Source organism: Blautia massiliensis (ex Durand et al. 2017), assembly GCF_001487165.1.
Lineage (GTDB): Bacteria > Bacillota > Clostridia > Lachnospirales > Lachnospiraceae > Blautia_A > Blautia_A fusiformis.
On record NZ_LN913006.1, the window covers coordinates 41537 to 56691 of the forward strand.

The 15155-nt window shown below is 40.4% G+C and carries 15 protein-coding genes; 2 read left to right on the forward strand and 13 right to left on the reverse strand.

The features are described 5' to 3' along the window. Positions 1-10 precede the first annotated feature (10 nt). From BN3261_RS01200 to ligA, 5 genes are all read right to left on the reverse strand, one after another. Positions 11-1369 (reverse strand): ATP-binding protein, encoded by a 1359-nt coding sequence (locus BN3261_RS01200; RefSeq protein WP_059085276.1) that lies wholly within the window; start codon positions 1367-1369, stop codon positions 11-13. 86 nt (positions 1370-1455) lie between these two features. Then, positions 1456-1917 carry a riboflavin biosynthesis intermediates N-glycosidase gene (locus BN3261_RS01205; RefSeq protein WP_055151575.1) on the reverse strand — a complete coding sequence of 154 codons (462 nt, stop codon included), beginning with the start codon at positions 1915-1917 and terminating at the stop codon, positions 1456-1458. Positions 1918-1992: 75 nt separating this feature from the next. Beyond that, positions 1993-2238 (reverse strand): hypothetical protein, encoded by a 246-nt coding sequence (locus BN3261_RS01210; RefSeq protein WP_054350800.1) that lies wholly within the window; start codon positions 2236-2238, stop codon positions 1993-1995. A gap of 202 nt (positions 2239-2440) precedes the next feature. After that, positions 2441-2857, reverse strand: a complete 417-nt coding sequence (locus BN3261_RS01215) for a hypothetical protein (protein WP_059085277.1) — start codon at positions 2855-2857, stop codon at positions 2441-2443. Positions 2858-2867: 10 nt separating this feature from the next. Continuing rightward, positions 2868-4883, reverse strand: coding sequence for an NAD-dependent DNA ligase LigA (gene ligA / locus BN3261_RS01220; protein WP_059085278.1), 2016 nt, complete (start codon positions 4881-4883; stop codon positions 2868-2870). A gap of 595 nt (positions 4884-5478) precedes the next feature. Between ligA and BN3261_RS01225 the strand changes: the two genes are divergently transcribed. Both BN3261_RS01225 and BN3261_RS01230 read left to right on the forward strand, forming a co-directional pair. Beyond that, positions 5479-6792: an IS30 family transposase gene (locus BN3261_RS01225; protein ID WP_173702612.1), complete on the forward strand. Its 1314-nt coding sequence runs from the start codon at positions 5479-5481 to the stop codon at positions 6790-6792. Positions 6793-7171: 379 nt separating this feature from the next. Then, on the forward strand, positions 7172-7612 hold the full coding sequence (locus BN3261_RS01230) for an SOS response-associated peptidase (RefSeq protein WP_235812326.1): 441 nt from the start codon (positions 7172-7174) through the stop codon (positions 7610-7612). 50 nt (positions 7613-7662) lie between these two features. Here BN3261_RS01230 and BN3261_RS01235 read toward each other — a convergent pair whose 3' ends face one another. The 8 genes from BN3261_RS01235 to BN3261_RS01270 all read right to left on the reverse strand — a co-directional run bounded on the left by BN3261_RS01235 (position 7663) and on the right by BN3261_RS01270 (position 15155). Next, a complete protein-coding gene (locus BN3261_RS01235) occupies positions 7663-8223 on the reverse strand; it encodes a hypothetical protein (protein WP_025580515.1) in 561 nt (186 codons plus the stop codon). Continuing rightward, a complete protein-coding gene (locus tag BN3261_RS01240; RefSeq protein ID WP_015526832.1) occupies positions 8220-8462 on the reverse strand; it encodes a hypothetical protein in 243 nt (80 codons plus the stop codon). Before BN3261_RS01240 ends, BN3261_RS01235 begins: the two co-directional genes overlap by 4 nt. A gap of 55 nt (positions 8463-8517) precedes the next feature. Further along, on the reverse strand, positions 8518-9573 hold the full coding sequence (locus BN3261_RS01245; protein WP_025580516.1) for a TRM11 family methyltransferase: 1056 nt from the start codon (positions 9571-9573) through the stop codon (positions 8518-8520). Position 9574: 1 nt separating this feature from the next. After that, a complete protein-coding gene (locus tag BN3261_RS01250) occupies positions 9575-10123 on the reverse strand; it encodes an AbrB/MazE/SpoVT family DNA-binding domain-containing protein (RefSeq protein ID WP_059085279.1) in 549 nt (182 codons plus the stop codon). A 62-nt stretch (positions 10124-10185) separates the two neighbouring features. Further along, positions 10186-10929: a hypothetical protein gene (locus BN3261_RS01255; protein WP_004223740.1), complete on the reverse strand. Its 744-nt coding sequence runs from the start codon at positions 10927-10929 to the stop codon at positions 10186-10188. Between the two features lie 17 nt (positions 10930-10946). After that, positions 10947-13076 carry a vWA domain-containing protein gene (locus BN3261_RS01260; RefSeq protein ID WP_059085280.1) on the reverse strand — a complete coding sequence of 710 codons (2130 nt, stop codon included), beginning with the start codon at positions 13074-13076 and terminating at the stop codon, positions 10947-10949. After that, a complete protein-coding gene (locus BN3261_RS01265; protein ID WP_225084396.1) occupies positions 13073-13450 on the reverse strand; it encodes a helix-turn-helix domain-containing protein in 378 nt (125 codons plus the stop codon). The genes BN3261_RS01260 and BN3261_RS01265 overlap by 4 nt, the downstream gene beginning before the upstream one ends. Continuing rightward, entirely contained in the window at positions 13338-15155 is a 1818-nt protein-coding gene (locus tag BN3261_RS01270; protein ID WP_059085281.1) for an AAA family ATPase, read from the reverse strand. The genes BN3261_RS01265 and BN3261_RS01270 overlap by 113 nt, the downstream gene beginning before the upstream one ends.

Here is a 15155-nt window from a genome sequence, read left to right on the forward strand (position 1 = left end):
AAACATAAATTTAATTAAACTTGTATTGTTCCAATAAATAAATAGGCAGTGTTTCTGTTTTTCCGTCTATCCCTCCTTTGGTTGCCCCTTTTAAATAAAGAAGCTTATCTGCTTTTCCCTGAGCCAGAGCTTTCTGGGCAGTGGAAGCAGTCCCTTTTCCGGCTTTTACTTCTATTAAATATCGGGTGGAAGAAGATAGGCTTTGTGCCAAAAAATCAATTTCTCCGCCTCGGTAAGTAGCAAAAGCTGGGGTTTCAAAGGAAATTTCCGGTGGAAAATCCTGGCGTTTCTTCAGGTTGATATAGACATAATTTTCATTTAATGTGCCTGCAAGTACACGGGAATCGGTACCGGTACGTGTCAGATAATAATTTGCCAGCCCCATATCCATGAAGTAGCAGCGGCTTGCAGACTTAAAATCCAGAATGTCCATTTCTGTTATTTTTGCACAGAATCCAATGATTCCAGAAAAGTACAGCCAGCTAATGGCACGGTTGCAGGTAGCCTTTGAAATATTGCTGGAGTAGTCTTTGGTTACCAGTTTTTGCAATTCTTCACTGATGCTGTCTTCTGAAAATCCTTTCTTTTCACGATTTAAAATACGGCAGATGGAAAAGAAAATATGGGTAAACACTTTGGTATACAAAATATCCGTAAAATAGCGAATGGATTCATTGGTAAAGGTATCAATGATTTTTACGAGTTCGCCTTGAGCTTTTACGATGTTCCGGTTTTCCAGATAGTTTTCGACCACTTTGGGATAGCCACCAATCTGGCAGTACAGCTCATAGGTTTCCTTTAAGCGATTATAGACTTCTGCTTCAGAGGAAACAAGAGATATTTTTTTGTAATCGCCATACAGATTCTGATCATAGGCCATCAAAAACTCCTCAAAAGAAAGCGTATAGATGGTGAGTTTGGTGACATCGCCGCTGGAATAGCGAAACTCCGGATCATAAATTCTTCCAAGATAACTACCTGTAACGATGAAATGGGCTTTAAACTGTCGGGTGAACTCCCGGATGCGGTTATAAATTTCCGATGATTCCTGAATTTCATCAATAATGATGACGGTATCATCGGAATCAATAAAGTCCGGCTCATATAACTGGAAGGCATCATGGAGAGGATGCTCCCGCCGTTTTGTTCTAGGTGTCCAGTCGGTTGCCTGTTTATAACATTCCATAAACTGTTTGCCGCTTAATTCAAACAGGTTAATATAAATTTTGTGTTTGTAGTTTTCGTCAGCGAATTTCTGTATCAGGTAGGTTTTTCCAACCTGACGAGCTCCACCGACTTCCAGGGTACTATGACCTCCTTCATTTTTCCAATCCAGAAGACGGTCATAGACAAAACGCTTCAGATACATAAGCACAAATCCTTTCTTTAAAATCTATCTTTCATTATAGCAAAATATTTGCAGTTCATACAGTGCAAAATTGGATAAATTATGTTTTAACATTCAAATTGAAGCTTTGCACGTATATCCATAAGAATTTTGCCCAGATGATTTTCGCCATGACCATTTACAGAACCCCAAAAGTAATCTCCCCAGTTGTTTCCTTCAACAAGGTGACAATTCCCAGTAGCAAGTAATGCTTTACATAGGGTAGGATTCTGCATGAATTTGCACATACAAATTTCATACATGTACATAAGCTTTACTCTTTCCCAGTCTGAACGGAGCTGCACTTCTCTTCCCAGTTTTTTTGCATCTTTTGGATTCCTTAATTTGGTAAATTGAAGCTGTTCTTTAGGGGAAAGTGTCTTTTGTGCCTGGAAAGCAGCCTCATTATTTGCATACCAGTAGCCCCGGTAATATATCCGGGAAGGATAGAAGTTACTAAGAAAAGCGTATGCTCCATGAAAGTGGTCAATTGTTTGCTGGTAATGATTCGAATAGGTATTAATAAACATGTAATCCCTTCTTTCTTATACAAAAAAGGAACCGCTTATGGCAAGCAGTTCCTTCTTAAACATATTTTTCGTTTGTTATTTGCTTATTTGTGCTTCTTCTTGTTCTTCGTAATAGCGGTCTGCAATATAGCCAGCAGATTCCGCCCAAAGAGTATTTTCTGTATTTTGCAGGGCTTTGTAAGTTTTTGAGTGATAAAATTTGCCCATGGCATCCGGAAAGGAAAGATGGCTCTTTTCCATAATAATATCGACAACATCCCGGATCTGAATATACAGATTCATTGAAATATCTTTCCCGTTAAAAAAATATTTACCTTCCATGTTTTACATATCCTTTCGAGATTCAAATACCAGATGTTCCAGTGCTTCAATTGATAGCATCTCTATATCTGATTGAATACTCATATACGTTATCCCTCCATTTGCTTTCATTATATCAAAAAAGAAGGTGCTTTCCAACGGTAAAATAATTATAAATGTAAAGTTGCAAAAGATGTTTGAAATGGGGCGTCACCCCATTTCACTATCCCCAGACTTCGCCCATGATTTCCACAAGAAAATCATCTAATGGAAAATCGGGAGGAAGTAATTCACCAAACGTTTCTTGAATTTCTTGGATAACTTCCGTATAAGAAGAATACGCCTGTGAAAATAAGTGGGAAGAATTTTTAAGTTCAATGATATAAAATTCTTCTCCTGGATTTAAGTCCAGTTCTTCCTGATCTTTGATCCTCCATACCGTCATAGACTCGGCAGTGCCATAACGACAGCCATCAAGTTTCTCACAAAGATATTCCTGAAAGGTTAAGAGTGATTCTGGATCAGAGAACTCTTTGTATAAATCAGGAAAAACTTCCTCTGTATATCGAAGGATAAGATTAGCAGCCTCTTCTGTAATAAGAAATCCATAGATATGAAAAACGGATGTAATGATACTCATAGATTTCTCCTTACGCAATCATCTCAAGAAACTCATCTTCAGACAATATTTTAATACCGAGAGCCTGAGCTTTTGTTAATTTACTTCCGGCTTTTTCCCCACAAATCAGATAATCTGTCTTTTTTGTGACAGAACTGCCGGCTTTTGCTCCAAGCTCAATGATCTTGGAGTTGATTTCATCCCTTGTAAAATGAGCAAGTTTTCCTGTTGCAACGATAGTACATCCTGTAAATACATTTTCTTTCATCATAGTGTTCATTTCCTTTCTTTCTTCAAATATAAGTTCTTTTTGGAGTTCGTGCCAGAGAATTAGATTGTTTTCATCAGAGAACCAGTCATGGATATTCTGATTCAGAGTATCACCAAAGTCATCTAACTGGGTGAAATCATAGTCACCAGAGGCAGCGTCAAAAAATTCCTGCAGACTGCCGTGGAATACTGTATCCAAAATCCTACTTTTGGTTCGTCCGACCATAGGAATATCCATGGAAACCAGGAATCGGACAAAGGTAGTATTCCGGCTGGAAGTAATGGAATTCCATAATCTTTCAAAGGATTTTTTACCGAAACCTTCCAACTGTAAGATTTCTTCCTGATGTTCATTTAGATGGTAAATATCCGGAAATGTCTGGAGATAACCCAAAGTCAGGAATTTTTCCAAGGTAGTTTCGGAGAGTCCCTCGATGTTCATTGCTTTTTTTCCAACGAAATGTGTAAAGCGTTTTCGGATCTGGCTATCACAGTTGGGATTGTCACAATGCACTGTTTCAATGAGACGCCCATCATTTCCTTTTCTTTGATAGATACGAGTCTGAGAACCACAGCATGGACATGCAGGAGGAACTGCATTTACATAATGACCACGTTCCAGGTTTTCCTCAATATGAGGAATGATCATATTGCGTTTTGATACAGAAATTCTACAACCTGGCACCAATTCTAATTCTTTGATAAAGGTCAGATTGTGCAGGGTTGCTCTGGAAACAAAGCATCCGTCAATTTCCACAGGGTCAAAAATTCCCACTGGTGCAATTTCTCCGAAACGGGTGGGTGTCCATTCTATATTGCGAAGAGTGGTTTCGTAAGTTTCATCTTCAAACTTAAAAGCCAGTCCATCTTTATAATGATGTCCGGTACGCCCGCATTTTTGGGAATAGTCCAGACTGTCGAAAATCATTACGATTCCGTCAATAGGCAGATGCTTTTTGCCTGCCAGATCAGTCAGTTTTTCAATATACTGGTTTACAAGTTCCGAGGTTAAAGGCTGGTTTGCAGCAATATAAGGACAAGGCTGAAAACCATAGTCAAGCAGGCTGGAAATTTTCATAGCTCTGCTGTCTGGAAAGAGAAATGGAGAGTCCAGACCTTCCAGAACATTAAAAGGCATAAAGTGCAGACAGCGCCCTGCACAATTTGCCGGATCAAGACTTCGCACAGAGCCAGAAGCCAGATTTCGCCCATTTTTGTAAGGTTCTCCTTTTCCATCTCGGAGGGTTTCTTTTAAACGCTCAAAGTCATTGGTTGGGATGAAGGATTCTCCAACAATCACCAGCCGGCCTTTATATGGAATTGAGAGAGGGACATCAACGTATGCAGGGATGTTATGGGTGATAAGTTCCCCAATTTCTCCGTCGCCACGCGTGGAAGCCTCTACAAGTGTTCCATTTTCGTAGACCAATTTAGTCGTTAATCCGTCCAACTTCAGCATAAACAGAACTGGCTGCTTACCGGCAAAACTTATCAAGTCCTGTACCTGCTTTGTCTTATCTAAAGAGAGCAAAGGGACCGGATGCTTTACTTTGGGAAGTTCACTGATGGGAGTATAGCCTACGGTTTGTGTCGGTGAATTGGATAAGACAAAGCCTGTCTGCTTTTCTAATTCCACTAATTCATCGAAGATTCGGTCATATTCCGCATCACTGATATTCGGACTGTTCTCATTATAATAAGCGTTACGCTGTAAATTCAGATAGTCCACCAGTTGTTTGATTTTTTCCACGTTTGATAATTCATTAGAGTGGTTCATTTTATTCTTGTCTCCTTTTCTATGGTATAGTTGTAATTCTTATTTGTTCCGGCTTTCATTCCTCCTTTCTTTGCGTTCAGGCATAAAAAAAGAGAATGACATGGATGTTCATTCTTTAATGCGTGCAGTTTCCTGCAAAATAAAAAAAGCCAGAAGTCCCTGCTGGTAGCGTGGTATACTTCTGACACTTTTACAAACCTAAACTGCGTGCGTATATCCTTTCCGGATGACACAAATAATAATTACATAGTAAGTGTAACACTATATATAGTATGTGTCAATATAAAACCACTATATATTGTTTAATCTGAGAAGAAAATTACTATATATAGAGAAAGCATGGATATGGAAAATATTATCTCTTGATTTCAGAACGTATGTTCTATATAATGGGATATAAAGGAGGGGAACGTGAGTTTGGAAAAAGTGAACTTAAATGAAAAACTAAATTCCGGTTTTGGACCAAATGCAAGAGTAAATTCCATATAGGTCGAAGTTACTTTTGCACACATATTTGCCATATTGTCTTTGATAATCATTACTCCGTATAATGTACTTGCAGCTGATTGCCTGCCTGTGCAGATTGGAGATAATTATGAAAAATAAAGGCAATCAGAAACATTTAACATTTGAACAGCGTGTTGATATCGAGAAAGGTCTTACTGAGAATAAAAGCTTCACTGAAATTGGACGGATTATTGGTAAAAATCCATCTACCATATCAAAGGAAGTACGTCTCCACGCACATACAAAAGAACGTCCGGATTCAGGTTACACTCACCCGCCATGTATTCATCGCAAGAACTGTAAGGTGACATGCTTGTGTGATAAGATGTGTGGCATTCATTGTAAGCTTTGCAGAAAACCATCCTTTCGCTGCACTGATATATGTCCCGCATATGAGACAGCTGAATGTGAGAAACTGAATAAACCTCCCTACGTATGTAATGGCTGTGGTAAAAAGACCCATTGTCTTATGCCCAGAAAGTTTTATTCATCCAAATATGCCCATGATGAGTACCGTAGCGTGCTGGTCGATTGCAGAGTCGGCATTAACCAGACTCCGGAAAGCATTCAATCCATGAATGATTTATTGGTTCCATTGATCAAGGAGAAGCATCAGTCCATCGGTCATATTTATGCTACTCATGCAGAAGAATTGGGTTGCTCCAGAAGAACACTTTACTCCTACATCAATGATTGTGTATTCGATGTCCGCAATGGTGACTTAAGACGTTCTGTACGTTATAAGAAACGCAAGAAACCTACACAGACCAGTGCAAAAGATCGTTCTTATCGTCAAGGTCATAACTACGAAAATTTCCAGAATTATATGAAAGATCATCCAGATATAAATGTTGTGGAAATGGACTGCGTGGAAGGAATGAAAGGCGAAAGCTGCGCCCTCTTGACCTTTACATTCCGCAACTGCAATCTTATGCTTATGTTCCTGTTGGAATATCAAGACCAGGAATGCGTGTTAGAGGTCTTTGTATGGCTTGAAACAGTGTTAGGACAGGATGCATTCAAAAAGCTTTTTCCGGTGATCCTCACGGATGGAGGTTCAGAATTCTCAGCTCGTGAAGAGATGGAGAAATTCTGTGACGGAAGTAAAAGCACGACGGTCTTTTACTGTGATCCATACAGCTTTTGGCAAAAAGGTGCCTGCGAAAAGAACCACGAGTATATCCGCTACATCCGTCCGAAAGGGAGTTCATTCGCTGATTTAAATGACGAGAAAGTCAGACTTATGATGAATCACATAAACAACGAAAAAAGAGACAGTCTTAATGGACATAGCCCATATGAACTCTCTCTTTTACTCTTGGACAACAAACTGCACAAAGCATTAGGATTAAAGGCAATCGCACCTGATGATGTTATGCTTAGTCCAAAACTTATAAAATAAAATAGTAAAGCACAGGCAGATTTCACTGCACCAGAATTTAGTCTTGCACATAAGGCATGTGGAATTTAGTCTCGCACACTATTTTCAGATGCCCGGTTAGTATGCATAAAAACATAAATCATGAGTGCTTACAGGTTTATTATAAGACAAAAAAATAGAATTGTTAAGGTGCATTACAGAATTTAATCCCGCATAGTTACTGAGATAATCCACAGCTGGAATTTAGTTTTTCATTTAAGTTTGGAAAAAGTGATTTTTCATATAGATGTAAATTCTGCCTTCTTGTCCTGGGAAGCGGTATATCGGCTGCATCATAGAGCATGGGCAGGACATCCATCCGTCTGAATCTGCAATTGTACTTACAAAGGAGTGTAGGGAAGTGGCTGCAAGGCAGATGCAGTGGGGATTTCCGAGGTTCCAGGGAAAGGGATTGCTTATCAATGCAAGGGTAGAGGCTATACTGGACAAGAAGACCTTTCGGGACAGTGTGCTGCATCGAAGATGTGTGATTCCTGCCCATCACTTTTACGAATGGTGTAAAAACAAAGAAAAATATACTTTTCAAAGTCCAAAGCAGGATGCCACATTATTTATGGCAGGGTGTTATCAAATCTATAATGGTCAAAATCGTTTTGTAATTCTGACTACGCAGGCAAATGCTTCTGTAGCACCGGTGCATGAACGGATGCCATTGCTTTTGGAACGACAAGAACTGGAAGATTGGATTATGGAGGATGCAGCGGTAGAATTTATTCTTGCTAAGAAGCCCATACTGTTGAATCGGACAGCAGAATATGAACAACTGAAATTATTTTCATAAGAAGGGAAACCCATAAAAGTTTCCCTTCTTGACATAAAAAATTCTTGAATTTAGAATCCATTGTTTATTTGTTCTGTTGCTGCAGGCATAGGAGGACTGGATTTTACATAGATTAATAGTTTCCCATGCAGATCCAAATCCTGTTTACTCCATTGCCCATTCTCATAAACCTTTTGGGTAATTGTATTGTAGATAATTGGCGTATCCTCTATACGTTCCATATCAACTACAAGGCAATCCTGAAGGGCAATATATGGATATAGAGCATCCTCAATATATGTCCTTAATTTTAATGCCTGCCTGTGCAGTAGTTCCACATCATACAGTTTTGATAAGGTATAGCCCATTTCTTTGAGTATCCCGGATGTTGTAATGGTTTGTTGGATAACAGAAATCTGCTCTTCCAGAGACACATCTGGATTTATCATAAGCTTTGATAATGTAATTTCTTTTACAAAAGCTGTCGCTGTATCACCAATTTGCTTTTTTAGGGTTTCATAAGGAACCCGATACTGTGTCTGTAAAATTTCAAGTGGAACGTATTCCCGGTTTTTCTTTAAAGTTGAAAGTAATTCACAAAGCTTGCTTCCCAATTCATATATGTTATTCAAGCACACATCACTTCCGATACGGTCTCTGGTGTATGAACCAAATGGTAAATGGTATTTTCTGTTTCGAAAACGATACTGTCATTTGATACTTCCAAAATCGTTAGGATAGGAGATGTCAGAATAGAGAAACCATTGACCCCAGAAATAATAGCACGTTCCCCAACCCGTAGCGGAGAATGAAACCATCCTGAGAGTGTCGTTATTTGTTTATCTTTCACATGGTGCTTTCGATTTGTCATAGTGTTCACACTCCTTTTGTAGCGTCATAGAAAATCTGTTTTTCATGGCTCGTTTTTATGTAACCGAGTAACTCAAACGAAAATATCCTTTCGATACAGGTATATATTCGTCTGGGTGTTCATATAAGGTGGCACGGATACGTTCCTGATAATGCGGATTCTTTTTCGCTTTTGGGTGTTCTTTTAATAAAGCGTACAGGTCTTTTAAAGCCCCTCTTCCTCCAATACTCTCCATTGTCATCCGGATTAGATGATGCCAAGTCAGTGCAAGAATATCTGTATTTTGTACAGAAAACACACCTTCTTGCCGGATGCTGAAGGGGATAATGAAAGAATCCGTTTTTTTCAGCAACAGAGCATATTCTGTCACAATGGGAATGAAAGGCTTTTTGTACGTCCGATTGTCGGAAACACAATTAAACTGGCCCTTTACCAGAAAAGATTCAAAATCACCCATCCGCATTAAATCATGCTGCATACTATAGAACTTACCATGGAGCCGCATGTCGCCTACCAGTATGGCAAGCCTGCCACCTTTCCGAAGTGCCAGGAAAAATTTCCGGATACAGTGATTTAGTTTTTCTAAAAAATCCGAATAGTTTTCACAGCGGGATAGGTCGTCCGGGTGAGGGTTTCCCCAGATATTTCCGGAATACTGGATCATATTATGGTAAGGTGGATGGAAAAAGATGAGATCAGCGGAATCCTCCACTTCATCTTTTAGGGCATTCCAGTTACCTTTTCCATAAGCAGGTGCCGGATTTAGATCATAGAGCAGGGAACGTACCTGATAACGGTCAGCCGCCGCCTTTGAAGTCCCAGAGCCACTCATAGGATCTAAGAGGGTAAAGGTGCTGGTATCTTTTCCGTAATATCGCTTATCGTCCAGGCAATAGCGTAGAAGTGCTGCAATCACTTCGGGAGAGCAGTTACCACGCCACTGGCTGTTACCGCCTTCGCCCCGTTCTGGGTATGCCATGAAAGAAGTCAGTTCCTTTCCCACACGTTTTCGCAATCCTTCCGTTCCAAGCATGTCAGCGACAGTACGCCATTGGGGACCAAATTCAGCTTCTAATAATTGTGCTGCCCGATGCAGCATTAAGTCATTCATTTTATATCACCGTCCTTTCATAATTTTGTTGAATGTAGCGGGAAATCGCCGCCGCAGTCATTTTGGCACAGCCTAAATCCATTTCGCTGAAAGGCTGTTGATTTTTTGTACACAGTAAAAGTCCCAACGTTTCACCCAATTCGTTTTTTTTAGAAATAGGGAAAAAGGCTGATATGGGATATTTTCCTGTCATAGTAGGGTATATGCGTTCCTTTTCAGAGAATAATTTCATCTTTCCCTGTTGCAGAAGCCTTTGAATACTTTCTGTTACAGGCATATTAAGTGCTGTATGATAATTCTTGGAAGCAATGATTTTGGAATGATTACATAACAGGATCCGGCAAGGGACATTACTATGTAAAATATCCAGAAAACTGTCTAACCGGATATCCATAGGGATATGGGAGTCGCATTTACGAAGACAGATGTTGCGTGTGTCAGCTTCCAGCATCAATACATCGCCTGTATGAAGTTGTAGGGCTTTTCTTACTTTGGCAGGAATAATGATCCGCCCTTGTTGGTCAATATTTAGTGTTGTAGCATAATCCATAGAGATCTCCTTTCCTTTATAAAAAGAAGCAGTCTTTTCGGCTGCTTCTTTGTTGAAATTCTTTAAGCGACATACATACCATTCAGATATTGCTCTTGTGGCTGTCCCTGCATATAGGAAGTCATTTCATCTGGCTGTGGCTGTATATTTTGTGCCATTCTTGCTTCCTGTTGCTTTTTAAGCTGTTGTTTGCCGTTTTGAATCAGGAAGGATGCAACATAGGCTTCCCAATTTACGATATAGGAATCAGCACGTTTTAACAGCATATAAAAATCCATATCTGTCAATTGTATAAAAGCACTTTTTTCAGAGATAAAACTTTGAGCCTGCATATAAGTGCCGCCGTTATGATTCTTTTTCTTGATACCTTTTCCGTTATTAATTTGAATTCTCCATGGACTGGTCAGTATTTCCTGCTGGTTGTTATATACGTGGCGGGAAATAAAAAACTGTTGTGCAGTAGAATAGCCATTGCCATCCGGCACACCAAATATTTTACTTTGTGACCATTCAAATTCAGGAAAGCCAGCGGTAACTCTGGACAGCAGAAATTGAATTTGTTCGGGTGCCAGATGAAAACGGGTGATAATATTTTTATCACCGGTACCACTAGAGTAATCCTGTATGGAGATTCCAATAAGGGAGTGAACTTTATGACCATTTTCTTCAAATTCTCCTTTTGCATGAAGCTGTGCATAGCTGTTATAACTTGTGTAGCGGAGGCGGTCATACAGTGCAATTAATTTTTTACTGGTCTGGACTTTGCATATCTGATCTGTAATTGAGTTTTGATAATTTTCACTCATGTATGTTTTCCTTCTTTCTATTTCAAATATTGTTTTACAAGCTGTGTCATATTTTTGGGTAAATCTTCTAATTTGGTAATATCTAAAAAACCATCCTGATAGATTCTGCGGATGTTTTCTTTGTCATCACCAATTGCTGCAGCAAAGATCACAATGCCACGTTTACGATATTCATTCTTGATACCACGAAGATCTGCTTCTGCTTCCGTACCACTGTACCCACAATCTGCGGGCTGTCCGTCAGAGATTATGATGAGGAGTTTTTGTGATTCCGGACGCTTTGCCAGGTGTTCCGCAACATAACGAAGTGCAGCTCCATCCCGGTTGCCATTACGGGCAGACATATCCATCAGCCGGTAACGGTCAGAGGCATCCAGAGAATCAAATTCAGCATAGGAATACAAAGCAACACCCTTGGAATCTGTAGAATGCCCATAAATGGTAATAGGAATTCCCAGGCTCGTACAGAAATCATACAGCACGATTGCAGTTTTCCGGGCATGGGTAATACGATCTCCCCAGCCCATAGAACCACTTTCATCAACCAAAAGTCCCACGGAAAGTTTTTGTTCTTCATCCGGTAGCCTGGTTCTGGTAAAGATACCGCCGTCCTTTCGGTGTAAAGCCCGCATATCCAGCCTTTTACCAAATAACAGGTTTTTTTGTTTCCCGCCTTCTGCCTCTTCTTTTAATAAAGGAAGAATGGAACTTTGCAGCCTTTTGGAGGTCCGCAAAAGAGGGGGAGCAACTGTTTGATAAGATTTGATAAAAAAGTCGGAAACGGGATTGATGCGGTGGATTGTTACATGGATGCCTGCATGGGCATTTCCGTAATGTATTTCATCCGCCGATTTTTGCAAGTCTTCTGTTAATTCCTGTTCATAATCATTTTGGGCTTTTTCCGTAGCAACATCATTTAGGATGCGTGCAAGATCATTCGCTGCATTTTCATAACCGGAACCGGCATACTGTGATGCGTATGTGATTCCTGGATTATTTCCATCTAATATTGCTGTAGTTTTAGCAAGTTCAATTCTGCCCCCTTCTTCTTGCAGTACTTTTTCTGCCTGGTTAATCGCATCTTGCCTGTAATTTGGATCAAGGTTAGATAAGTCACAGGTTATAGGAGTTTTTGATTTTTCTGTAGAACCTGGAATGTTTTTGGGGATTCCTCCGTTTTTACCAGTTGGAAGAGGAGATCCGCTACCTGATTCTTTCCGCAGCAGATCCTCCAGAGCATCGCCAACTTGGGTACTATCCTGCTTTTTTAAAGATTCTCTGGTTTGCTCTACCATAGGCTGAATGTAGTTCCAGCAAAGTACTAAAAGATAGTTGGAAGCAAGGAAGCGTTCTTTCCCCTGTGTGGCAATTAAGGCATCGTCAATATAATCCATGCAGTCTGAGAGTGTGTCCGTGTATTCTCCGGAATAATTCGTGCGGTTATTTATATTACCAGTCCGGCAATAAGACAAAATCAAATTACTCATGATGGAAAACGGCTGATAGCCACAGTCAATTTGTTCCTGTATAGAAGGAATCAATTCAGACATCCGCAGATTATTGATCTGTATTCCCTGCTTAAAAGTTCCGGGATATTCTTCACACATCCGGGCTTCAATGTAGATGTCCTCCAGTATATTATTAAACTGTGCAGCACAGCGGGATAGCGTCAGACACGTTGCGTTATCTTTTTCTTCCATGGCATCTAAGATGTCCTGCAGATTTGCCTTGTATCCAGAAGGAAGATTGTCTGGTGCTTCTGGATAGAAGGAACCATTTTCCATATTGGTCAGATAAAGCTGTAGTGATGCAAAATCAGAGTAACGCAGATGTCCGATTTCATGTCCGGTCAATCCTGTCAGGCTTTGTGAACGTAGAAATCGGGAAGGAAAGCTTTGGGTTATCGAGTTTGCGGCGTTACAGTGAATTTTATAATTATCTGTATAAGCGATGTCTGCATTTTCAGAACTGTCCCATTCCATAAGTACCTGAAGTCCATAGCGAGAACGGCCAGTAGCCGCTTTCGCCAGAGATGTTTGGTATTTTTGGAAAGCCGATGAAAGAAAGAGTTCTTCATCAGTGATTTTTGACTCCGTATCCCGGATCATTCTTTTTAAAGCTTTTTGAGTGTTATTCAATTTCTTCACCTTTCTTTCTTTTTCATATTTTGGGTTAGGAGATCTTCCATTGTACAGCCGTAATACTGGGCTAACCGAAAGACGGCGTAAGCAGATGGAAGCGTATGCCCATTTTCATAGTTCATAATTGTTTTTTCCGGTAGATGCAGAAGTCTTGCTACGGCTTTCTGAGAGAGTTTCGTCTGCTTGGATTTTCTTAAATAAACGAGATTTTCTGCCAGAGTTTTGCGTAGTTCGGCTTCGGTATAAAAGGTGTTCCTCAATAGTGTGTTATGATGCAAGAACTGTATCCAAGCAAGAACCTTCAATTTCGATACGGCTTTCAGAATCGGCAGTGACGGAAGATAAAATGGTATAATGAGCAGCTTCCTGTATATCGCCACATACCATAAAAGACTGAACCCAGGCAATTAATTCCCGGACTCCACAGCAGCCATCTGTTATCAGGTTATCCTGACAATACTGTGCGATGGAACGTACAATCTGTGTCATGGTACGTACTGATTTTTTATCGGAACATCCGGTAATAGCAAGAACACGCTCTACCATGGTCTCTTCATCCGGTTCATCCATATCTATGACCATATTCATCCTTGAAATGACAGACTGGTTCATGGGACGACAGCCGGCATAGTCATGATTAGTTGTGACTACAATGGTAGTATCCGGATGCCGATGGATGACTTCCCCGTTTGGCAGAAATACACTGTTACAACGGTCCAACAGGGAATTAAGCCCTACCAGTACACCAGGATTGGCAATCACCGTAGGCTCCTGTATTTCTACCAGATAGCCGTTTCGGATGGCTTCAACCAGTGGTGTATCCACATAGCGGAACTGTTGGCTGCTGGAGGTAGCAGCTTGTTTCTGCTTCATTTCCTCAGATATATGATGGATCAATTCTTCATAAACTGTATTTTCTGATACCTTTTCATCATAAGTACCCGTTAATTTTTCATAGGCAGTAGCCGGATCGAGGGTAATGTCTTGAAAAGAGGGCAGTTCCCCTACCAAAGAAAGCTGTTTTTCATCTACATCAGGTAAAATCTGTCCAAGAAGGTCAAAAATTTCTGTATTTGCCGAGCAGGTGATGCATCGGTAAGGCAGGTGAAGTCCTGCAGCAATGGCTTTGGCACCTTCGGTCTTTCCTGTTCCAGCAGGCCCACGGAGCATAAAATTCCGCATAGGCTGCTTGCTGTCAGTTGTTAATTTGGCATGTTCGCATATTCTTTGGATTTCTTTTGGGATTACATACCAATCTTCGAGAATAGGAACGGTTGATTCTTCTTGGGGAGTTAATGTCCGAGAATTGGACAGGATGTATTTATCGACAAAATCTTCTTTGGGAATTGAAACGGCGGAAGCAGTATAGTGATGTCCACCTTTTAATACCTGAAAGGCACCCTGGATAATTTCCGTTGGTGCATAAACACCTTTTTGGATATTCAGTGGTGTAAGTCTTTGGAGTACGCCATTTGCAGGAGTGTCAACTTTGATGTTCCCGATAGGAAGGGAATCACCATAACGGATCCTGCGGTACACATTATCACAAAGAACCGCAGCCGTTTCTGCAGCTTTGGGCAGGTCAGGAAAACCGTCATCACGGTGTTGCTTTAATTCCTGATATTTTTCATTGAATTCGTCATCAGAAAGAAACGTAGGCATTAAAGCAAAATAAAGAGCACTTCCGGAATCTTCATCTTTTTTAAACTGATATGGCTCTGGTTTACTGTCCAGATCCAAAGGTTTTTCATACTTTCCGGCTATAAATTTCCCAGTCATACGGTTGTAGACCACTACATGCAGCAACCCGGTACGGCTTGGATATTCTGCGATTGTAAAATTGTTTGCTTGGCTTCCAATGGCTCCGAGTTCTTCCTCTGCTTTTCCAGCAGGTGGATTTTCCAAATCCATATAAGAAAAAACTGCCTGCAAAGTAGCAGAATGGAGAGTAGCCCGTTTTTTAGGCTGATTACAATATTTGGAAGCGATGTCTTTCATCACTGCACTTTTCCCGGAATAGCTGTCAAATGGAGATGGTAGCGTTCTTTCAAAAGTCCAGTTAGGGACAAAGTTTGTATTTGGCAT

Coding starts and splice junctions, on each gene's coding strand:
- BN3261_RS01240 (WP_015526832.1), bottom strand. CDS start 8,462: ATGACAAATCGAAAGCACCATGTGAAAGATAAACAAATAACGACACTC.
- BN3261_RS01210 (WP_054350800.1), bottom strand. CDS start 2,238: ATGGAAGGTAAATATTTTTTTAACGGGAAAGATATTTCAATGAATCTG.
- BN3261_RS01200 (WP_059085276.1), bottom strand. CDS start 1,369: ATGTATCTGAAGCGTTTTGTCTATGACCGTCTTCTGGATTGGAAAAAT.
- ligA (WP_059085278.1), bottom strand. CDS start 4,883: ATGAACCACTCTAATGAATTATCAAACGTGGAAAAAATCAAACAACTG.
- BN3261_RS01250 (WP_059085279.1), bottom strand. CDS start 10,123: ATGGATTATGCTACAACACTAAATATTGACCAACAAGGGCGGATCATT.
- BN3261_RS01225 (WP_173702612.1), top strand. CDS start 5,479: ATGAAAAATAAAGGCAATCAGAAACATTTAACATTTGAACAGCGTGTT.
- BN3261_RS01255 (WP_004223740.1), bottom strand. CDS start 10,929: ATGAGTGAAAATTATCAAAACTCAATTACAGATCAGATATGCAAAGTC.
- BN3261_RS01270 (WP_059085281.1), bottom strand. CDS start 15,155: ATGCCAAATACAAACTTTGTCCCTAACTGGACTTTTGAAAGAACGCTA.
- BN3261_RS01205 (WP_055151575.1), bottom strand. CDS start 1,917: ATGTTTATTAATACCTATTCGAATCATTACCAGCAAACAATTGACCAC.
- BN3261_RS01245 (WP_025580516.1), bottom strand. CDS start 9,573: ATGAATGACTTAATGCTGCATCGGGCAGCACAATTATTAGAAGCTGAA.
- BN3261_RS01215 (WP_059085277.1), bottom strand. CDS start 2,857: ATGAGTATCATTACATCCGTTTTTCATATCTATGGATTTCTTATTACA.